Source organism: Micromonospora sp. WMMD1128 (assembly GCF_027497235.1).
In the GTDB taxonomy this organism is placed as follows: domain Bacteria; phylum Actinomycetota; class Actinomycetes; order Mycobacteriales; family Micromonosporaceae; genus Micromonospora.
In genome coordinates this window covers 892,227-912,437 of sequence record NZ_CP114902.1, presented here as the reverse complement: position 1 = coordinate 912,437, position 20,211 = coordinate 892,227, and the positions used below count along the sequence as shown (strand labels likewise).

17 protein-coding genes are annotated in these 20,211 nt (G+C 72.4%); 6 read left to right on the top strand and 11 right to left on the bottom strand.

Annotated elements, in window-relative coordinates:
• Positions 1-46: 46 nt before the first annotated feature.
• The 3 genes from O7602_RS04450 to O7602_RS04440 form a co-directional block, all read right to left on the bottom strand.
• The gene (locus O7602_RS04450) at positions 47-964 is read right to left on the bottom strand and encodes a tetratricopeptide repeat protein (RefSeq protein WP_281586954.1); all 918 of its coding nucleotides are present in this window, start codon (positions 962-964) and stop codon (positions 47-49) included.
• A gap of 139 nt (positions 965-1,103) precedes the next feature.
• Positions 1,104-2,792, bottom strand: coding sequence for a methylmalonyl-CoA mutase family protein (locus tag O7602_RS04445; RefSeq protein ID WP_281586953.1), 1,689 nt, complete (start codon positions 2,790-2,792; stop codon positions 1,104-1,106).
• Positions 2,793-2,864: 72 nt separating this feature from the next.
• Positions 2,865-3,128, bottom strand: coding sequence for a hypothetical protein (locus O7602_RS04440; RefSeq protein WP_281586952.1), 264 nt, complete (start codon positions 3,126-3,128; stop codon positions 2,865-2,867).
• Between the two features lie 272 nt (positions 3,129-3,400).
• Between O7602_RS04440 and O7602_RS04435 the strand changes: the two genes are divergently transcribed.
• On the top strand, positions 3,401-3,817 hold the full coding sequence (locus O7602_RS04435; protein WP_281586951.1) for a winged helix-turn-helix domain-containing protein: 417 nt from the start codon (positions 3,401-3,403) through the stop codon (positions 3,815-3,817).
• A 631-nt stretch (positions 3,818-4,448) separates the two neighbouring features.
• Here O7602_RS04435 and O7602_RS04430 read toward each other — a convergent pair.
• From O7602_RS04430 to O7602_RS04420, 3 genes are all read right to left on the bottom strand, one after another.
• A complete protein-coding gene (locus O7602_RS04430; protein WP_281586950.1) occupies positions 4,449-4,862 on the bottom strand; it encodes an Asp23/Gls24 family envelope stress response protein in 414 nt (137 codons plus the stop codon).
• A 76-nt stretch (positions 4,863-4,938) separates the two neighbouring features.
• A complete protein-coding gene (meaB, locus tag O7602_RS04425; protein WP_281586949.1) occupies positions 4,939-5,931 on the bottom strand; it encodes a methylmalonyl Co-A mutase-associated GTPase MeaB in 993 nt (330 codons plus the stop codon).
• Complete coding sequence (locus O7602_RS04420) at positions 5,928-7,127, bottom strand: acetyl-CoA C-acetyltransferase (RefSeq protein WP_281586948.1); 1,200 nt, start codon at positions 7,125-7,127, stop codon at positions 5,928-5,930. Before O7602_RS04420 ends, meaB begins: the two co-directional genes overlap by 4 nt.
• A 62-nt stretch (positions 7,128-7,189) precedes the next feature.
• Between O7602_RS04420 and mce the strand changes: the two genes are divergently transcribed.
• From mce to O7602_RS04395, 5 genes are all read left to right on the top strand, one after another.
• On the top strand, positions 7,190-7,654 hold the full coding sequence (mce, locus tag O7602_RS04415) for a methylmalonyl-CoA epimerase (protein WP_281586947.1): 465 nt from the start codon (positions 7,190-7,192) through the stop codon (positions 7,652-7,654).
• A gap of 295 nt (positions 7,655-7,949) precedes the next feature.
• On the top strand, positions 7,950-9,305 hold the full coding sequence (ccrA, locus tag O7602_RS04410) for a crotonyl-CoA carboxylase/reductase (protein ID WP_281586946.1): 1,356 nt from the start codon (positions 7,950-7,952) through the stop codon (positions 9,303-9,305).
• A 276-nt stretch (positions 9,306-9,581) separates the two neighbouring features.
• Positions 9,582-10,835 (top strand): DivIVA domain-containing protein, encoded by a 1,254-nt coding sequence (locus O7602_RS04405; RefSeq protein ID WP_281586945.1) that lies wholly within the window; start codon positions 9,582-9,584, stop codon positions 10,833-10,835.
• Between the two features lie 171 nt (positions 10,836-11,006).
• Positions 11,007-13,064 carry a hypothetical protein gene (locus O7602_RS04400; RefSeq protein WP_281586944.1) on the top strand — a complete coding sequence of 686 codons (2,058 nt, stop codon included), beginning with the start codon at positions 11,007-11,009 and terminating at the stop codon, positions 13,062-13,064.
• 1,171 nt (positions 13,065-14,235) lie between these two features.
• Positions 14,236-15,309 (top strand): AI-2E family transporter, encoded by a 1,074-nt coding sequence (locus O7602_RS04395; protein WP_281590115.1) that lies wholly within the window; start codon positions 14,236-14,238, stop codon positions 15,307-15,309.
• A gap of 3 nt (positions 15,310-15,312) precedes the next feature.
• On the opposite strand, the gene O7602_RS04390 is transcribed toward O7602_RS04395, so the two are convergent.
• From O7602_RS04390 to O7602_RS04370, 5 genes are all read right to left on the bottom strand, one after another.
• The gene (locus O7602_RS04390; RefSeq protein ID WP_281586943.1) at positions 15,313-16,122 is read right to left on the bottom strand and encodes an alpha/beta hydrolase; all 810 of its coding nucleotides are present in this window, start codon (positions 16,120-16,122) and stop codon (positions 15,313-15,315) included.
• A 66-nt stretch (positions 16,123-16,188) separates the two neighbouring features.
• Positions 16,189-16,515, bottom strand: a complete 327-nt coding sequence (locus O7602_RS04385) for a hypothetical protein (protein WP_281586942.1) — start codon at positions 16,513-16,515, stop codon at positions 16,189-16,191.
• Between the two features lie 95 nt (positions 16,516-16,610).
• Complete coding sequence (locus O7602_RS04380; RefSeq protein ID WP_281586941.1) at positions 16,611-18,401, bottom strand: 3-hydroxybutyryl-CoA dehydrogenase; 1,791 nt, start codon at positions 18,399-18,401, stop codon at positions 16,611-16,613.
• Between the two features lie 122 nt (positions 18,402-18,523).
• Positions 18,524-19,588, bottom strand: coding sequence for an alpha/beta hydrolase (locus tag O7602_RS04375; protein ID WP_281586940.1), 1,065 nt, complete (start codon positions 19,586-19,588; stop codon positions 18,524-18,526).
• Between the two features lie 106 nt (positions 19,589-19,694).
• On the bottom strand, positions 19,695-20,141 hold the full coding sequence (locus tag O7602_RS04370) for an FHA domain-containing protein (RefSeq protein WP_281586939.1): 447 nt from the start codon (positions 20,139-20,141) through the stop codon (positions 19,695-19,697).
• Between the last annotated feature and the right edge of the window lie 70 nt (positions 20,142-20,211).

The window sequence follows — 20,211 nt, the reverse complement described above, 5'->3', positions numbered from 1 at the left end:
TCGGGCGGGCCGGCGGCGCGCCGGCCCGCGCGGGCGTACGTCGGGTTCAGAACAAGGCGCTGGCCAGGGCTCGTCGGGCGGAGGCCACAGCGGGGTCGTCCGGGCCGGCGATGGTGAACAGGCCGATCAGGTGCTGGCGTACCCGGTCCCGCTCCTCGCCGGCGGTCCGGCGGACGGTGGCGACAAGTCGCTTGTATGCCTGCTCGGCCAGGCCGCTGAGCACCTCGATGTCGGCGGCCAGCAGTTGCGCGTCCACGTCGTCGGGGTCGGCCGCCGCGGCGTCGAGCGCACCCTGGGGGTCGGCGCCGGCCACCCGCCGGGCCAGCCCGACCTGGGCAAGGCCGGCTTCCGCCGCCGCGTCCGCCGGTGACTCGGCGAGGATCTTCCGGTACGCCGCCTCGGCGGCGTCGAGGTCACCGCTCATCAACGCGTCGTCGGCGGCGTCGAGTCGCGGGTCCTCCGGCTCGGCGACCGTGACGCCGGCGGCCTTGAGCACGGCCTGGATCCACTGCCGCAGCTGCGGTTCGGGCACCACGCCCGGGAAGGCGTCGACCGGCCGCCCGCCGACGATGGCGTAGGTCGTCGGCAGCGTCTGGAGCTGGAACATCTGCGCGAGCCGGGGCTGCTGCTGCACGTCGACCCGGGCCAGGAGCCACGCCCCGTCGCCCTCGGCGGCCAGCCGCTCCAGCACCGGGGCGAACTGGTCGCTCTCCGGGTAGCCGGCGGCGCCGAAGAAGACCACGACCGGTGTGCTGAGCGAGCGTTCGAGCACCTCGGACTGGATGTTCGCCTCTGTCACGTCGAGCACGGCGGCCGAGCCGGCGGGGCTGCCCGGCAGCCCGGCGGGCGGACCGCCCGGTGTCGGTGTGGCGGGAGGGGTGTCGGCCGGTGCGGGGGTGCGCAGCGCGCTGAGGTCGACCGCGCCGCGGGTGAAGATCGACGAGGTGATCCGTGGGTCGCTCATGGTTGTCTAGTCTCGCACGTGTCGCACCGAAGACCGTTCACCCGCGAGGTCGACGTTGCGACTCTCACCCCTGCTCAGAGGTGTAAGGCGGGGGCCCTTCTTAACACACGTGTGTTAAGAAGGGCCCCCGCCTAACCACCTAGAAGCGGGCGGGCTCGCGGTAGACGCCCCACTCGGCGCGCAGCGCGTCGCAGATCTCGCCGAGCGTGGCCTCGGCGCGGACCGCGTCCAGCATCGCCGGGATCATGTTCGCGCCGGTCCGGCCGACCTCCACCATCCGGCGTACGGCGGCGGTGACCGCCGCGTCGTCACGGCCCGACTTCCGCTCGGCCAGCACCCGGCGCTGCTCCAGCTCCACCTCGTGCGAGATGCGCAGGATCTCCAGCTCCTTGGCGACCGTGCCGGTGTGGCAGTTCACGCCGACGATCTTCTTGTCGCCCTTCTCCAGCGCCTGCTGGTAGACGAACGCCGACTCGGCGATGTGCCCGGTGAACCAGCCGTCCTCGATGCCACGCAGGATGCCGGAGGTCATCGGCCCGATCCGGTGCGGGCCGTCGCCGCCGAGCTGCCGGATCCGGGCGAAGATCTCCTCCGCCTCGGCCTCGATCCGGTCGGTGAGCGCCTCGACGTACCAGGCGCCGCCGAGCGGGTCGGCCACGTTCGTCACCCCGGTCTCCTCCATCAGCACCTGCTGGGTCCGCAGGGCGATCTCGGCCGACTCGTCGGTGGGCAGGGCGAGCGTCTCGTCGAGCGCGTTGGTGTGCAGCGAGTTGGTGCCGCCGAGCACCGCCGCGAGGGCCTCGACCGCGGTGCGTACCACGTTGTTGACCGGCTGCTGGGCGGTCAGCGACACCCCGGCGGTCTGGGTGTGGAACCGCAGCCACTGCGCCTTCTCGCTGGTGGCGCCGTAGACGTCGCGCAGCCAACGGGCCCAGATCCGGCGGGCCGCCCGGAACTTGGCGATCTCCTCGAAGAAGTCGAGGTGGGAGTCGAAGAAGAAGCTGAGCCCGGGGGCGAAGACGTTGACGTCGAGCCCGCGCGACAGGCCCAGCTCGACGTAGCCGAACCCGTCGGCGAGCGTGTACGCCAACTCCTGCGCGGCGGTCGAGCCGGCCTCGCGGATGTGGTAGCCGGAGACCGAGAGCGGCTTGTAACGCGGGATCTCGGCGGCGCAGTATTCCATCAGGTCGCCGATCAGGCGCAGGTGCGGCTCGGGGTCGAAGAGCCACTCCTTCTGCGCGATGTACTCCTTGAAGATGTCCGTCTGAAGCGTCCCGTCGAGCGTGGACAGGTCGGCGCCCTGCCGCTCGGCGGCCACCAGGTACATGCAGAAGACCGGCACGGCCGGGCCGGAGATGGTCATCGAGGTGGTGACGCCGGCCAGGTCGATGCCGTCGAAGAGCACCTCCATGTCGGCGGCGGAGTCGACCGCCACGCCGCAGTGCCCGACCTCACCGAGCGACTGCGGGTCGTCCGAGTCGCGGCCCATCAGCGTCGGCATGTCGAAGGCGACGGAGAGCCCGCCGCCTCCGGCGCCGAGGATCATCTTGTAGCGCTCGTTGGTCTGCCGGGCGTTGCCGAAGCCGGCGAACTGCCGGATGGTCCAGGCCCGTCCGCGATAGCCGGTCGGGTGCAACCCCCGGGTGTACGGGAACTCGCCCGGCCAGCCGATCCGCTCGAACCCCGGGTACGCCGTTCCCTCCGGCGGCCCGTAAACCGGGTCGACCGGCAGCCCGGACAGCGTGGTGAAGTCCGCGTCGCGCTTGCGGGCGGCGTCGTAGCGGGCCTGCCAGCGGGCCCGACCGGCGGCGATCTCGTCAGCGTCCATGCGCGGAGCTCCTCCTCGGGTCCTGCGGTCCTGGTCCGGACACCGAGTGTAGAACGCCATCCTGAACGATCGCTAAGGAGACGCGTACCGACCGGTAATCCGGGAGCAGGGTCCGTCGTGGTCGACCCGGAGCCGGCAGCGCCGCCCGCCGACCATCCGACGATCACAGAACACCCGATGGCGTACGCCCTGCTCGTCCTCGGCCGACACGGTGGTCTCGCCCGGGTCGGCCGAGGCGAGCACCCCCGACCAGCGGGCCACCACCCGGGCCAGGCGCACCGCGCCGGCCAGGTCACCGGCGACGACGGGCAGATGGATGACGAACCGTTCCCGCATCACTGCCACCTCTCGCGTGGAGTGGACTGGAAGGGCGGGTCCACCCGTCCGCCCCGCACGGACGGACCCGCCCGCCCTGCCACCGCGGCGTCAGTCCGCAGCACGGCACCAGGGCAACTCAGCCGCAAGCGCCCACGAACGGGTCACGTTCACCGGCGACCGCCCGAGCACGCCTTGCTACTGCGACCATAGCAAGAGGGCAACGTAGCAACAATCCATCAAAGCAATAAAGCCTTGTTGGGTCGCATCCACGAAGGCACAAGGCTTACGGCATGGTTATCGATCCCCGGTCGCACACGCCGGTCTATGTGCAGCTCGCCGACCTGCTCCGAGAGCAGATCGAGTCGGGCGCACTCGCGGCCGGAGCGAACGTCGGAAGCGAGACGCGGCTCAGCCAGGAGCACCAGATCGGTCGCGACGCCGTCCGCATGGCAATCTCGTTGCTGCGGTCGGAAGGGCTGGTCACCACCAGCAGGCCCTTCGGCACGCGGGTGCGGGAGGCGCCTCAGCGTCGGCAGGTCGAGCTCGAGGCCGGCAGCTCGGTCATCGCCCGGATGCCGACCGGCAACGAGCGCCGGACGATGCAGCTCGACGAGGGCGTACCGATCCTGGAGGTCCACGGCCCGACGGGCGACGTGGAGCTGCTACCGGGCGACGAGGTCGAGCTGACCCGCCCGCCGAACGCCTGACCCGATCCGGCAGTCCGCTCCGGCGTGCGCGCACAGGTCACGTCCTCCGCCGACGCCGGGGCCGGGCGCGCTTCCCCGCCGGCCCGCGCAGGCGGTCGAGCGGCGGCGTGTCTCGGGTGGGTCAGGGCGTATGCCAGGATCCCGGCTCGTCAGGGCGGGGCGGGTCCGATGCCGGCGACGGGCCGGGCGTTTGACGTCCATGCCGTTCCACTCGTGGCGCTCCGGCCGGGTGGGTGGAACGGTATGGACGTCTCCGCGCCCGTTTGACGTCCATACCGTTCCACCCACCGCTCGCACTGCACCCCCGTGGCCCACGGAGGGGGGAAGGGGGCGAGGGTTGGGGGCATCTGTGGTGCCGGAGCGACATCAGGTGCACCCGAACGACGTGGTCCGAGCGGACCGGCGAGCGTCCACAACAGCCGGGGCCGGCTCCGACGCGAAGCGCGGGCGTGGACGGGCCGATCCGGCTGGCATCCGTGCGGCACGTACCCGAGTCACGCGATCGGAACGCCACCGGCGACGCCAGTTCGCCGAAGTGATGGCTTCCGCCGAGCACCCGCCCGGCATGACGCCGAAGTGGCGGTATCCCGGCCGGCCATCAGGTTTGCCGGCGACGTGCACCCACTCGCGCTCAGCGCACGGATGCGCCGGGATCACCGATCGCCACGTCGTCCACCCGGATGTTGATCTCGTCGACGCGCAGTCCGTACGCCTCGACGGCTGACGTGACCGCGGTCCGCACCGCGTCGGTGACCTGCGGCACCGGGTGACCGCTGTCGATCACGATGACCAGGTTGACCACGGCCGCGCCGTTGGTGACGTGGGCCGAGCAGCCGCGCCGGGCGTCGCCGAGCTGATCCAGTCCGACCCGGTCGAACACGGCGTTGAAGAAGCGGGCCACGTCACCGCCCAACTCGGCCACGCCGGGGACCGACTTCGCGGCGGCCACCGCGATCTTCTCCACCACCTCGTCGGCGACGTGCGTCGTCCCGCCCGCCGTCGCGTCCGGCGTCATCGACAGCTCCTGCGTAGCCTCGTGCTCCACGCCTGCTCCCCATCACCCTCGCCCAACCCGACCCCGGGAGCGTACAAGCCCCACCCCCCGACCGTCGATCATGGAGTCAGGTGCCGAGTTGGGCCAACAACTCGTCCGCCGCCGCGTACGGGTCGAGGGCGCCCTCGGCCACCTTGGCGGCGAGCGTCGGGAGCTGCGTACCGTCGCGCAGTGAGCCGATCCGGGCGCGCAGCGCGCCCAGCGCGATGGCCTCGATCTCGGCGGCGGCCCGCGCCTCCCGGCGGCGGCGCAGCTCGTCGTGCTGCTCCAGCCAGCCGCGGTGCTTGTCGATCGCGGCGGCGATGTCGTCGATGCCCTCGGCGCGGGCGGCGATCGCGCGCACCACCTGCGGGCGCCACTCACCCGGCCCGCGTTCGCCGAGCGCGATCATGCCCTGGATGTCGCGGACGGTGGCGTCCACGCCGTCCCGGTCGGCCTTGTTGACCACGAAGACGTCGGCGATCTCCAGGATGCCGGCCTTGACCGCCTGGATCGCGTCACCCATGCCGGGGGCGAGCAGCACAAGCGTGGTGTCCGCGAGCGAGGCCACCTCCACCTCGGCCTGCCCGACCCCGACGGTCTCGACGAGGACCACGTCGCAGCCGGCGCCCTCCAGCACGCGTACCGCCTGGGGGGTGGCGGCGGAGAGCCCGCCGAGGTGGCCCCGGCTGGACATGGAGCGGATGTAGACGCCGGGGTCGGTGGCGTGGTCCTGCATCCGGACCCGGTCGCCGAGGATCGCGCCGCCGGTGAACGGGCTGGACGGGTCGATGGCCAGCACACCGACCCGGTGGCCGCGGGCGCGCAGCGCGCGTACCAGCTCGTTCGTGGTGGTCGACTTGCCCACGCCCGGCGAACCGGTCAGGCCGACCACCTGGGCGTGCCCGGAATAGGGTGCCAGCGCCGCCGCGACCTGGGGCAGCGTCTCGTCGCCGGACTCGACCAGGGTGATCAGCCGGGCCACCGCGCGGGGGTCGCCCGCGCGGGCCCGTTCGACCAGCAGGGGTACGTCCCGGCTGCGGCGCACCGGGCCGGTGGCCGCGATGTTCACGTCACTCACGCGTGGGACTCGCCGCCCGTCGGCACGTGGATGATCAGCGCGTCGCCCTGGCCGCCACCGCCGCAGAGCGCAGCCGCGCCGGTGCCGCCGCCCCGCCGCTTCAGCTCCAGCGCCAGCGTGAGCACCAGCCGGGCGCCGGACATGCCGATCGGGTGGCCGAGCGCGATGGCCCCGCCGTTGACGTTGACCTTGTCGGCGCTGATCCCGAGGTCACGGGTGGACTGGATGCCGACCGCCGCGAACGCCTCGTTGATCTCGATGAGGTCGAGGTCGTCGAGGCCCAGGCCGCCCTTCTTCAGGGCGTGGTTGATCGCGTTGGACGGCTGCGAGTGCAGGGAGTTGTCCGGCCCGGCCACGTTGCCGTGCGCGCCGACCTCGGCCAACCAGGTGAGCCCCAGCTCGGTCGCCTTGGCCTTGCTCATCACGACCACCGCGGCGGCGCCGTCGGAGATCGGCGAGGCGCTGCCCGCGGTGATCGTCCCGTCCTTGCTGAAGGCGGGGCGCAGTCGGCCCAGCGACTCGACCGTGGTGTCCGGCCGGATGCCCTCGTCCTCGTCGATCACCAGCGGGTCGCCCTTGCGCTGCGGAATGATCACCGGGGTGATCTCCTCGGCGAAGTGGCCGTTCTTCTGGGCGGCGGCGGCGCGCTGGTGGCTGGCCGCGGCGAAGGCGTCCTGCTCCTCGCGGGTGATGCCGTGCCTCGCGCCGTGGCGCTCGGTGGACTCGCCCATCGAGCAGCAGTCCCAGACGTCGGTGAGCCCGTCGAGGGCCATGTGGTCCTTGATCGTGACGTCGCCGTACTTGTAGCCGGCACGCTGCCCGAGCAGCAGATGCGGGGCGTTGGTCATGGACTCCATGCCGCCCGCCACCACGATGTCGAACTCGCCGGCCCGGATGAGCTGGTCGGCAAGCGCGATGGCGTCCAGGCCGGAGAGGCAGACCTTGTTGATGGTCAACGCCGGGGTGGACATCGGGATGCCCGCGTCGACGGCGGCCTGCCGGGCCGGGATCTGCCCGGCGCCCGCCTGGAGCACCTGGCCCATGATCACGTACTGCACCTGGTCGGGTGCCACGCCGGCGCGCTCCAGCGCGGCCTTGATCGCGATGCCGCCGAGCCTGGTCGCCGGAAGATCCTTGAGGTTGCCCAGCAGGCGGCCCATCGGGGTCCGCGCGCCGCTGACGATCACCGAAGCCATGCCTGCCTCCGAGGGGGGTGCCGACCTGTACGCCTTAACGATTGTTCGGTCAGACTAGCGTCATGGCTGAGAACTCCTCCGTCGAGCCCGCTGCCGAGTTTGTCACAGACATCGGTCTGCGCCGCATCGACCACGTCGGGATCGCTGTCGCGGACCTGGACGCCGCGATCGACTTCTACCAGCGCACCTTCGGCATGCGCTGCGTGCACACCGAGACGAACGAGGAACAGGGCGTACGCGAGGCGATGCTGGCGGTCGGCCCGGACACCTCCGGCGGCATGGTGCAGTTGCTCGCCCCGCTCTCGCCCGACTCGACGATCGGCAAGTTCCTCGACAAGCGCGGTCCCGGCATCCAGCAGGTCGCGTACACCGTTGCCGACATCGACGCGACCTGTGCGGCGTTGCGGGAGCGTGGGGTCCGGCTGCTCTACGAGACCCCGCGGCGCGGGACGTCGGACTCCCGGGTCAACTTCGTGCACCCGAAGGACGGCGGCGGTGTGCTGATCGAGTTGGTCCAGCCCGCCTGAGGTGTTAGGAGGGGGCCCCGGTTAACAGACGTCTGTTAACCGGGGCCCCCTCCTAACACGTGGGAAGACGCGCGGCCATGCGTGGTTGCGCGTTCCCACGGACATCTCGACGCATCGGCCGATGCAGTTTTTCACACTGGACTTCCGACCTTAGCTACCGTTTAGTAACGTCCCGCCGCACAGGAGCGCGACCGGTGCCGGATGTGTCGACCGCCGACATGGCGGTCCCGTCGCACCGCGCCGACGATGGCAGCACCCCTGCCCCGGTGCGGGTGCTGACGAACGGGAGGTCACCGTGCAGGACATCCTTGAAGCGATCATGACGGCGGAGGGCTCGGCGCAGCCGGAGCGGGACCTCGCCGGCCTCGCCGGCCTGCCGGTGCCGGAGAGCTACCGCGGCGTGGTGGTCCGCGCCGAGGACACCCACATGTTCGACGGCCTGGCCACCCGGGACAAGGACCCGCGCAAGGCGCTGCACGTCCAGGAGGTGCCCACCCCCGAGCTGGGCCCGGGTGAGGCGCTTGTCGCGGTGATGGCCAGCGCGATCAACTACAACACGGTGTGGACGAGCATCTTCGAGCCGCTGCCCACGTTCACGTTCCTCAAGCGCTACGGCCGGCTCTCCGAGCTGACCCGCCGGCACGACCTGCCGTACCACGTGGTCGGGTCGGACGCGGCCGGCGTGGTGCTGCGGACCGGGCCCGGGGTGACGAAGTGGAAGGTCGGCGACGAGGTGGTGGCGCACTGCCTGTCGGTCGAGCTGGAGGACGCGGCCGGCCACGACGACACGATGCTCGACCCGCAGCAACGGATCTGGGGCTTCGAGACCAACTTCGGCGGCCTCGCCGAACTGGCCGTGGTCAAGGCCAACCAGCTGATGCCGAAGCCGCGCCACCTGAGCTGGGAGGAGGCGGCCAGCCCCGGGCTGGTCAACTCCACCGCCTACCGGCAGCTCGTCTCACACCACGGAGCCAACATGAAGCAGGGCGACGTGGTGCTGATCTGGGGCGCCTCCGGCGGCCTGGGCGGGTACGCCACCCAGATGGCGCTCGGTGGCGGGGCGATCCCGGTCTGCGTGGTCTCCTCGCCGGAGAAGGCCGAGCTGTGCCGGAGGATGGGCGCCGAGCTGGTCATCGACCGCACCGCCGAGGGCTTCCGGTTCTGGTCCGACGAGCAGACGCAGGACCAGGACGAGTGGCGTCGCTTCGGCGAGCGGATCCGCGAGCTGACCGGCGGCGAGGACCCGGACATCGTGTTCGAGCACCCGGGCCGGGAGACCTTCGGCGCCAGCGTCTACGTCGCCAAGAAGGGCGGCACGATTGTCACCTGCGCCTCCACCAGCGGATATCTGCACCAGTACGACAACCGCTACCTGTGGATGCACCTCAAGCGCATCGTCGGCAGCCACTTCGCCAACTACCACGAGGCGTGGCAGGCCAACCGGCTGGTGGCGCTCGGCAAGGTGCATCCGACCGTGTCGCGGACCTATCCGCTGGAGCAGACCGGCCAGGCCGCGTACGAGGTGCACCGCAACGCGCACCAGGGCAAGGTGGGCGTGCGCTGCCTGGCCCCGACCGACGGGCTCGGCGTCCGGGACACCGCGCTGCGGTCGCGGCACGAAAACGCGATCAACCGGTTCCGCGGGCACTGACCGTACGGTGGTGTCGGATTGCCTTTCCGGCCGACCGTGACGCCATTCGACTGTCGCCGGGACAGTCGCGAAGACAGACGTGATGACAAAGGGCCACGGGCGTCGACCCGTGGCCCTTTCCCGTCACCGTCCCGCCGCCGCCCGCCCCGCCCGGGAGCTGCCAAGATCGCCGTTCGGCCCGGTCCGCCCGGTCGAAGGAGTTGACCATGTAAAGAGGACGCGAAAGGTGCCGACCACTCTTGCGAACCACCCTGGGGCGTCTGCGAGTATGTCCCAATGCCCCAGCAGCAGTCCTCCCCTCTTGCGTTCTTCGATAACGCGAACTCACAGCCCGATTTCACTGTTGGCCTGCGCGGATACAACACCAACCAGGTCGACGACTTCATCGGCCGGCTGACCGCCGCACTGAGCCAGTCCGAGCAGGCCCGCGCCGAGGCCGAGCAGCGGATGAACGACGCCCAGCGCCGTCTCCGGCAGGCCGAGCAGCGCCAGGGCGCGCTCGAGCAGAAGCTCACCGAGACCAACAAGCAGCTCGAGGAGAACAGCCGGCCGACCCTCTCCGGTCTGGGCACCCGCGTCGAGCAGATCCTCCGGCTGGCCGAGGAACAGGCGAACGACCACCGCAACGAGGCCAAGCGCGAGTCGGAGGGCATTCTCTCCGCCGCCCGCCTCGAGGCCCGGGAGATCACGGACAAGGCGCGCGCCGAGGCCGCCGCCATGAAGGCCACCGCCGAGCGCGAGGCCGGCAGCGTCCGCACCGCCGCCGAGCGTGAGGCCGCCGAGGTCCGCGTCCAGGCCCGCCGGGAGGCGGACACCCTGCGCGCCGACGCGGACCGGGAGACCAAGCAGCTGCGTACGGTCACCGCGCACGAGGTGGCCGAGCTGAAGTCGACGGTCGAGCGGGAGGTCGCCACCCTGCGCGCCACCGCCGAGCGGGAGATCACCCAGCAGCGTGCCAAGGCCGCCCGGGAGGCCGAGGAGAAGCGGGCCGAGGCGACCAAGCTGCTCACCGACGCGCGCGACAAGCGCGACAAGGACCTCCAGGCCCTGGAGCTCCAGCTCGCCGAGCGGCGCGAGAAGGCCGAGCGCGAGGAGTCGGCGCGACACGCCGCGCAGGTCTCCCAGACCCAGAAGATGGTCAACGAGGCCGAGCAGCGGGCCCGGGCCGCCCAGGAGCGGGCGAAGGAGATCGAGCAGCGGGCCGAGGCCCGTCGGGTCGAGTCCGAGCGCACCGCCAACGACACGGTCGACAAGGCCAAGGCGCTTGCCGACAAGACGCTGAACGAGGCGCGGGCCGAGTCGCAGCGGGTGCTCAACGAGGCCCGCACCGAGGCGGAGCTGACCACGCAGGCGGCCCGCCGCGAGGTCGAGGACCTGACCCGCCAGAAGGACGCGGTCACCTCGCAGCTCGGGCAGATGCTCTCCGGTCTGGCCGGCATCGTGCCGGGCGTGCCGGCGGGCGGCAACAAGGGCGAGACGCCGAAGGCCGACGCCTCCGGCCAGAAGGTGACGGCCGAGTCGGCCGGCTGAGCCACCAACCGCTGACGGGGCATGAGCCACGGCGCGGGGTGACACCGGGTTACCGGTGCCACCCCGCGCCGTCATGCTTTCTCCGGCCCGTTTCGCCACGAGGGTGAAGTAGGTCCCAGAAGGGGCGTCCGTATCGCCCCCGCAGAGCCGGATGCGTGTGAGGATGGAGGCATGTCGCACGGCGAGGAACTGTTCGCGCTCGGCGGGGACGTGACTACGGAACCCAGCTTCGAGTCCGCGCTGCGGGGATATGAGAAACGACAGGTCGACCGCTACGTCGCCCGCGCGGAACACGAGATCGCGGCGCTGACCACCGAGCGGGAGCAGGCGTACACCCAGATCCACAAGCTGGCGGGTCAGGTGGAGGTGCTCCAACGCGACCTCGCCCAGGTGCGCAAGCAGGTGGGCGTGGTCGACCGCGCCTCGTTCCGGCACCTCGGGCCCCGGGTCGAGCAGATCCTCACCATGGCCGAGGAGCAGGCCGACGACATCCTCGCCGCCGCCAACGAGGAGATCGAGGCCCGCCGGGCCGCCGCCGAGCACATCGTCGAGGAGGCGCGGGAGCAGGCCGCGCACGCCTTCAAGGACTTCGAGATCGCGCTCGCCGCCCGCCGGGCCGAGGAGGAGCGGCACACCGCCGCCCGTAAGGCCGAGGCGGAGGCCACCCTGAAAGCCGCCAAGGACGAGTCCACGAAGCTGCGTACGGCCGCCCAGGACGAGGCCGAGAAGCTGCGCCGGACCGCCCAGGACGCGCTGGCCAAGGCCCAGCAGGAAGCCACCCAGCTCCGGGACACCGCCAAGGAGATCCATTCCCGGGCCCAGCAGGAGGCCGCCCGGTTGCGCGAGGCCGCCAAGGAGGCGGTGGCCAAGGCGCAACAGGAGGCGAATCAACTGCGCGAGGCGGCCAAGGAGGTGCACGCCAAGGGTCAGCAGGAGGCGAAGCGGCTCACCGACGCCGCCGCCGAGGCCGGCCGGGCCACCCACGCCAAGGCGCTGGCCGAGGCCAAGAAGATCGTGGACGACGCGGAGGAGGCCGCCAAGGCCACCCGCGGCCGGGCCCGCACCGAAGCCAGCCGCCTCACCACCGACGCCGCCGAGGCCGGCAAGCGCAACCGCGCCGAGGTCGACGCGTACGTGCAGCGGATGCGCACCGAGACCGAGGCGTACGTGCAGCAGTCCCGCGCCCAGACCCAGCAGGAGCTGGGCGCGTGGCGGGCCGGGGTGGAGAAGGAGGTCGCCGGGCAGCGGGAGAAGGCGGAGAAGGAGCTGGCCCAGCGCCACGCCGCCGCCGAGCAGGAGTTCGCCAAGCGCCGCGACGAGTTGGAGAAGCAGCACACCGGCCGGCAACAGGAGCTGGAGCAGGCGTACGCGACCCGGCGGGACGAGATCGAGCAGAACGCCGCGAGCATCCGGCAGGCCGCCGAGGCCGACGCGCTCACCATGCGGCAGCAGGCCGAGCTGGAGGCCGCCGAGCTGCTGCGCCGCGCCGAGGCGGACGCCGCCGAGCAGCGCCGCCGGGCCGACGAGCACGTCGCGGCCTCGCGCCGCCAGTTCGAGGAGTACGCGGCCACGACCCAGCAGCACCTGGCCACCACCCAGCAGCACCTCGCCGCCACCCAGCAGGAGGTGGCCGCGGGCCGGCAACAGCTCGCCGGGGTGATGCTGGAGATCGCCAAGGCGCAGCAGGAGCTGGCCGACCTGCGCACCGAGACGTGGAAGTCCCGGCAGGAGTCCGACGACCTGCAGGACCGGCTCACGACGCTGCGTCGGGACGCCGAGTCGGCGGGCATCTCGGCCACCCCGGTCGACCCGGGCGACCTCGCCACCGCCGCCAACGGCAGCCGACCGGGAGATGACGGCGGACGGCGGGCTGATGACGGTGCGCTCCCGGCCGGCGACGGCGCCCTGGTGGGCAGCGGCACGGCGAAGGGCACGGCCGCGGTGACCGTCAACGGCGCCGGGCCGGACCAGGGCGGAAGCCGGACGAATGGTGAGCCGGCGGAGGGCGGGCAGGCGAAGCCGATCGCCGAGCCGGTGACCACGATGGACTCGGCCGCCGGCGCGGGCGTCGACGGGGAACCCACCGTGGCCGCCGTACCGGGCGAGGGCGGTCGGGGCGCCACCCCCACGAAGATCACCAGCACCGGTGAGAACGGCAAACGCCCGACCAAGCCCACCACGGACGAGCGCAGCGCCAAGCCCAGCGCGGTCACCGTCGACAAGGACTGACCCCGCCACAAGTCACCCGCCACCGGCCACCCGCCACCGGCCACCGGCCACCGGCCACCGGCCACCGGCCACCGGCCAGGTTCCGCCGCGCCAAGATCAAACGCCAGCTCGCCGAGACGGCGGTATCCGACGCTCCCCGACCACACCACCTCACCGAACCGACGCCACCACCGCCGATCCGCGTCGCCAACTCCTGGACCACCCGGCGAAGTGCCCTGCCGCTCCGAGATCTTGGTACGAAACGGCCCCCAGAGGGGCCGTTTCGTACCAAGATCTCGGCTGTTCCGCATGATGGGAGATCGGTCTCGGTTGACGGGAGGGACGGTGGGCGTCGCGGGGGGGCGGGTCGGGCGGGTCGGGCGGATACGGGGCGGCGGGGCGCGTCGTCGCAGAGCGGGATGGCACCCAGACCGGCGGACCCGTGGACGGGATGCGGACCCGTGGATCGGCTTCGGCCGGAGGCCCACTCCCCATCCCGGCACGTCCACGCCAGGTCGGGGGAACTGCGGCATCTGGCGTGCCCTGGACCGAACTGGTACCGCCGACCGGCCACCACGTCCGCCACGTCCGCCACGTTCGTTGAGGCGATGGAGACGGCCCGCGGGCGCTCACCGGACAGCCGGACGGCGGGAGGTGGTGGAGGGATGGTCGGCGCAGGCGGAGGCGGCTACCCTGCGGGCAGAGGGCAGCGGCGTCGGCGACACGCGGCCCGTCACGAGTCGCTCCGCCGCGCCGAGCGGGGCAACGGGTAGCCGGGAGGGCACGGGTGTCGCAGGAGGGATCCGCAGCCCCGGACGACGACCCGTTCGAGGCGCTACGCCCGGAGCCGGAGTTCACCGGCCAGGACGACAGCCCGGCACCGCCCGGCACCGCCGCCCTGGGGGACGGCGCTCCCGCCCGACCTCCGGGTTCCGGCACAACCCGCGACGCCCACGCCGGACCCGGCCCGGTCGCCGAGGCCGGAAGCACCGACACCTCGGACACCGGCACCGGCAGCGACACGGGCACCGACACCGACACCGACAGCACCTACCTCAAGCACAGCGGCAGGTCCGCGAGCGCGCCCACCGGTGACGCCGCGGGCAGCGCCGGCAGCGCGGGCAGCGCCGGCAGCGCGGCCAGCGCGGCCAGCGCGGCCAGCGCGGGCAGCGCGGGCAGCGCGGCCACCGACATCGAGCCGAGTGAGTTCGAACCGTCGGGGCGGTTCGGGGTGCCCGGGCGGCCACTGCGACGCAACAGCTTCCTGGTCGGCTTCACCGGCGCGCTCGGCGTGCTGCTGGCGTACGCGTTGTTCCTGGGCGTGCGGAACGCGGCCGGCATCCTGGTGCTCGTGGTGATCGCGCTCTTCCTCGCGGTGGGCCTGCACCCGGCGGTGGTCCGGCTGCGCGGTTGGGGCTTGCCGCACGGGCTGGCCGTGGCGGTGGTGTCGCTGACCGTGGTGTTGCTCATCGTCGGCGGCCTGCTGGCGCTGGTGCCCCCGGTGGTGACCCAGTCCGGGCAGTTCATCCAACAGCTGCCCGGCTACGTCGAGGACCTGCGGCGCAATCCCACGGTGAACGATCTCGTGGTCCGGTACGACGTGATGGAGCGGGTCCGGTCGGCGGCGAACGCCGACACGATCGGCCGGGCGCTCGGCGGCGTGCTGGGCGGCGCACAGTTGATCTTCGGCACGCTCTTCCGGGTGCTGACCGTGCTGGTGCTGACGATCTACTTCCTGGCCTACTTCGACAAGCTGCGCAACCTCGGCTACGCGCTGGTGCCGCGCTCCCGCCGGGAACGGGTGCGGCTGATCGGCGACGAGATCCTGGCCCGGGTCGGCGCGTACATGGTCGGCGCGCTTGCCATCGCGGTGCTGGCCGGGGCGAGCACGTTCGTCTTCGCGATGGTGATCGATCTGCCGTACCCGTTCGCCCTGGCCGTGGTGGTCGCGGTGACCGACCTGATCCCGCAGATCGGGGCGACCCTGGGCGCGGTGGTGGTGACGCTCGTCGGCCTCGCCACCGACCTGCCGGTGGGCATCGCCTGCCTCGTGTTCTTCGTGGTCTACCAGCAGGTGGAGAACTACCTGATCTACCCGAAGATCATGCGCCGCGCGGTGTCGGTGAACGAGGTGGCCGCACTGCTCGCCGCGCTGCTCGGGGTGTCGCTGCTGGGCGTGGTGGGCGCGCTGATCGCGATCCCCACGGTGGCCGCGTTGCAGCTGATCCTCCGCGAGGTGGTGCTGCCCCGGCAGGACGCGCGCTGAGCGTTACCCGGCGTTCCGCTGCTCCGGCCCGGGGACCGGGGTGTCGGCGAACGCGGCCACCGTGCGGTCGGCGTAGGCGCTGACGTCGCCGGTCTCCATCGGGCCGTCCCAGGTGGTCGGCAGCGGCAACGGCACGGCCGGGGCGACCCGCCGGACGATCTCGTCGAGGACCTTCTCCGCGTCGCCGACCCAGAGGTGCTTGGCGCCGTCCACGCCGACCACCTCGGCCTGTGGAATCGCGGCGAACCGCCGCCGGGCCTCCTCGGGGCGCAGGTAGTCGTCGAACTCCGGCACCAGGGCGGTGAGCGGCCGACCCGAGTCGGCCCACACCTGGAGGTCTTCCGGGGCGGAGTAGCGCAGCGGCGGGGAGAGCAGGATCGCGCCGGCCACCGCCGGGTCGCAGCCGTGCTTCAACGCCAGGTCGGTGCCGAAGGACCAGCCCACCAGCCAGATGTTCGGCAGCTCGTGGAATTCGGCGTACTCGATCGCGGCGGCCACGTCGAACCGCTCGTCGACGGCGTTGTCGAACGTGCCTTCGCTGGTGCCGCGGACGCTGCTGGTGCCCCGGGTGTTGAACCGGAGCACGGCCAGATCGGCCAACGCGGGCAGCCGCCAGGCCGCCTTGCGGAACACGTGGCTGTCCATCATCCCGCCGTGGGTGGGCAGCGGGTGCAGGCAGACCAGGGTGCCGACCGGCGTACGTTCCAGCGGCCGGGCCAGCTCGCCGACGAGCGTCAGCCCGTCGGCGGTGTGCAGCTCGATGTCTTCCCGGCGGCCGGGCAGGATCGACGAGGCGCGGATCGGAGTGCTCACCGCCCCAGTCTCCCGCGTCGCCGGTCGCGCCGCCCGCCGGGGCGGGAACCTGGTGATCCAGATCGCTCAGCCGTGGCGGGGGGCGCCGCGACCGCGCTGGAGGTTCGGCAGGCGCCGGTCCCGGGCCCGCCAGCAGCCACTGTGCCAGTGCCGGCGGTCGGTCAGGTCACCCCGGTCGTCCGCCGGCCAGGCCACCAGGTGCGCCACGCCGGGCCGGATCTCCTGGTCACAACCGGGACAGCGGTACGTCTTGGCGGACGCCCCGCCGCTGACCGCGCGCACCTGCCAGTCGCCGTCGCGCCACTGCTGCACGGTCGACACGCCGTGTCGGGCTCGTTCGGCGTCCAGGCCGGTGCTGTCATCCCGGCGGGGCCGATTGCGACGAGGGCTCACGGTTACCAGCGTACGGCCGACCTCCGGGCGATCCTGGTACGGGCGCGCCCCTCCGGGGGCAGGACGCCGTCAGCGGCGCGGGCCGTTTGACCCGCTCAGCGGTTGGTGTGGTCGCGGAACCCGCGGCCGGTCTTACGCCCCAGGTAGCCGGCGGTGACCAGGTGCTCCAGCAGCGGCGCCGGCGCGAAGCCGGGCTCGCGCAGCTCCAGGTACAGCTCCCGCTGGATGGCCAGCGAGACGTCCAGGCCGACCACGTCGAGCAGCTCGAACGGGCCCATCGGGTAGCCGCAGCCGAGCTTCATCGCGTGGTCGATGTCGTCGGCGGTGGAGTAGCTGGCCTCCAGCATCTTCACCGCGTCGTTCAGGTACGGGAAGAGCAGCGCGTTGACGATGAAGCCGGACCGGTCGCCGCAGACCACGGCGGTCTTGCCGAGCGCCGCGCAGACCGCGCGGGCGGTGGCCGAGGTCTCGCCGGAGGTGCGGATAGTCCGCACGACCTCCACCAGCGGCATCACCGGCGCCGGGTTGAAGAAGTGCAGGCCGACCACGTCGGCCGGGCGCTGGGTGGCCATCGCCACGTCGATGACCGGCAGCGACGAGGTGGTGGTGGCGAGCACGACGCCCGGCTTGCAGATCTCGTCCAGGCTGGCGAACAGCGCCTTCTTGACGCTCAACTCCTCGACCACGGCCTCGACCACCAGGTCGACGTCGGCGAGGTGTTCGAGCGTGGCGGACCAGGTGACCCGGCCGAGCGCGGCGTCCCGGTCGGTCTCGGCGAGCCGGCCCCGGACCACGCCCTTGTTGAGCGACGTCTTGACCGCCTCGCAGACCGTGGCGGACTTCTCCGCGCCCCGGGTCACCGAGACGACCTCGTAGCCGGCCTTGGCGAAGACCTCGATGATGCCGGTGGCCATGGTGCCGGAGCCGACGACACCGACCTTCGCGACGGCACGGGCGCCGTCGGCGGGCGCGGCGTCCGCGGCCACCGGCGTGTGCTCGTCGGGTACGACCTTCGGTGAGCCCGGCCGCTCGTAGGTGTAGAAGCCGCGCCCGGACTTCCGGCCGAGCAGCCCGGCGGTGACCATCTGCTTGAGCAGCGGGGCCGGGGCGTGCCGGCGGTCCCGGCCGCCGCGCCGGTACATCGTGTCGAGGATCTCGTACGCGGTGTCCAGGCCGATCAGGTCCATCAGCGCCAGCGGGCCCATCGGCAGGCCGCAGCCGAGCTTCATGGCGGCGTCGATGTCCTCGCGGGTGGCGTAGCGGGCCTCGAACATGCCGACGGCGTGGTTCAGGTAGCCGAACAGCAGCGCGTTGGCGATGAAGCCGGCCCGGTCGCTGATCGTCACGTCGACCTTGCCGAGCCGCGCGCACAGCCCCTCCACGTCGGCCACCACGTCGGCCGAGGTGACCACCGTGCGGACCACCTCGACCAGCTTCATCACCGGCGCCGGGTTGAAGAAGTGGATGCCGATGACCTGGTTCGGCCGGCTGGTGGCGACGGAGATTTCGGTTACGCTCAGCGACGACGTGTTGGTGGCGAGGATGGCCTCGGGCTTGCAGACCCGGTCCAGCTCGGCGAAGATCCGCTGCTTCAGGTCGAGGTGCTCGGGCACCGCCTCGATCACCAGGTCCACGTCGTGCAGGGCGTCCAGCCCGACCCGGAAGTCGACCCGCGCCATCAGGGCGTCCCGGTCGGTCTCGGCGAGCTTGCCCTTGGCCACGGCGCGGTCGGTGGAGCCGGTCAGGGTGACCCGGCCCCGCTCCAGCGCGGTCTCGGAGATCTCCACGGCGGTCACGTCGAGTCCGTTGCGGGCGAACACCTCGACGATGCCGGCACCCATGGTGCCCAGACCCACCACGCCCACCCTGGTGAACTCGCGCGCCACGACCGGCCTCCCTCGGTTGCCTCCGCCGTTACCGACTTGAACGGCCGCTAAGGTTATGCGCCGGAGTCTGCCATGTGACGCTGCGTTGTCGAGACGCCGTGGGATATTTCACGCACCACGCCTCAGCCGGGCGTGGGCACCCCGGCGAGCGCCAGCAGTTCGGCGACGAACTCGGTCGGCTGTTCCAGGTGCGGGCTGTGCCCGCAGCCCGGCAGCGCCACCTCCCGGTACGCCCCGCCGGCCGCCGCGTAGCGGTCCAGCACCGCGCGGGTCTGCCCCACCATCGGCTGCGGCGGGCACTCGTCCGCGCCCGGCCAGCCGGGCACGATCCCGAGCTGACCGAGGTACGCCAGGTCGAACAGCGAGGTGTCCGACACGATCACGTCGGCGTCACCGCGTACCCAGGTCACCGGCGGCTTGACCGGGACGGCGACCAACTCGTCGGCGAGCCGGAAGTGGGCCGGGGCCAGGGTGTTGAGCACACCGCGCGGCCCGGCGGCGGTCCCCGGCCAGTGGGCCGAGGCGACCGCCGTGCCCGGGTAGTTGTCGTCCCCGGTGGCGGTGGTCAGCATGCTCTCCAGCAGCAGGTCCTCGTGCTCGCCGAGGGACACCGGATCGGCCACGTAGGCGGTGCGCAGCACGGTGCGCGGGCTGGTCGGGCCGTCCGCGCCCCGGTCACCGGCGGCGAGCCGGGCCACGAAGTCGGGGTTCGCGCCGCCCGCGCCGGTGCCGGCGAAGTCGGGCGTGGTGGGGGTGCCGTCGAGATCCCGGGTGCCGCCGAAGCCGTACGGGGAGACCGGCGCCTCCAGCAACAGGGCGGCCACCCGCTCCGGCTGGTCGACGAGCAGCCGCATCGCCACCCCGCCGCCGAGGGAGTGCCCGACCACCACCGGCCGGGCCCCGGGCGCGAACAGCCCGGGGCCGTCGAGCAGGGCGGCCACGTCGTCGGCGAAGTCCCTCAGCCCTCGGGTGGCGTCGACCGGGGCGGTGTCGGTCTCGCCGTATCCGCGCAGGTCGGGGGCGACCACCCGGAGCGTCTCCGGCAGCCGGGACAGCAGCGGCTCCCAGAACGCCGACGACGAGACGTTGCCGTGCACGAGCAGCACCGGCACGCCGTCCGGCGGCCCGGCCACCCGGACCGCCTGGGTGATGCCGTTCGCCTGGACCATGTGCCGTGCGCTCCGCATCCGCGCACACTGACACACCACCCCCGCCGAGTTCCATGTCCCCACCCCACACACCCCGCCCCACTCCCCTGTTTCACGGGAAAGCGAGCGCGCGGGGCGCGTGCGGTCAGCTCGCGTCGGCGGGCTGCGGGGTGCGCGCCTCGATCGGATGCCTGGGTGCCGGGACCGGCAGCGGCAGCGTGGGCCGCTGGTCGCGGCGCGGGCGGCCGAAGTTCATCCCGACCGGGTCGGTCCGGGCCACGCCCGGGTCGTAGAGACGCAGGTCGGTCCGGCCGAGCCGGATCACGTCCCCGTCGGAGACCGGCACGCTGCCGACGACCCGGGTGTCGTTGAGCCAGGTGCCGTTCGTCGAGCCGAGGTCGGTGAGCAGCACCCCCTCGCCGGTGGCCTGGACGCTTGCGTGCCGCCGGCTCAGGTGCGCGTCGGCGAGCACGACGTCGGCTTCCGGCGCGCGGCCGATCACCTGCACGCCCCGGCCGATCCGGAAACTCAGCCCACGCATCGCCCCGCCGGACACCGTCAGCAACGGCATCAGCTCAGGATGCTCCTCCATCGACAAGTCGACCTCCACCCCACATCGCCCCGCGGTCAGCCTGCCACGTCACCGTAGTGGCTCCCCACCA

Bases quoted from the DNA above. Each gene is read 5' to 3' on its own strand.
- mce (WP_281586947.1), top strand. From the start codon at position 7,190: ATGGCTGAGAACTCCTCCGTCGAGCCCGCTGCCGAGTTTGTCACAGAC.
- O7602_RS04450 (WP_281586954.1), bottom strand. From the start codon at position 964: ATGAGCGACCCACGGATCACCTCGTCGATCTTCACCCGCGGCGCGGTC.
- O7602_RS04375 (WP_281586940.1), bottom strand. From the start codon at position 19,588: ATGCGGAGCGCACGGCACATGGTCCAGGCGAACGGCATCACCCAGGCG.
- O7602_RS04400 (WP_281586944.1), top strand. From the start codon at position 11,007: ATGTCGCACGGCGAGGAACTGTTCGCGCTCGGCGGGGACGTGACTACG.
- O7602_RS04445 (WP_281586953.1), bottom strand. From the start codon at position 2,792: ATGGACGCTGACGAGATCGCCGCCGGTCGGGCCCGCTGGCAGGCCCGC.
- O7602_RS04405 (WP_281586945.1), top strand. From the start codon at position 9,582: ATGCCCCAGCAGCAGTCCTCCCCTCTTGCGTTCTTCGATAACGCGAAC.
- O7602_RS04420 (WP_281586948.1), bottom strand. From the start codon at position 7,127: ATGGCTTCGGTGATCGTCAGCGGCGCGCGGACCCCGATGGGCCGCCTG.
- O7602_RS04435 (WP_281586951.1), top strand. From the start codon at position 3,401: ATGGTTATCGATCCCCGGTCGCACACGCCGGTCTATGTGCAGCTCGCC.
- O7602_RS04370 (WP_281586939.1), bottom strand. From the start codon at position 20,141: ATGGAGGAGCATCCTGAGCTGATGCCGTTGCTGACGGTGTCCGGCGGG.
- O7602_RS04440 (WP_281586952.1), bottom strand. From the start codon at position 3,128: ATGCGGGAACGGTTCGTCATCCATCTGCCCGTCGTCGCCGGTGACCTG.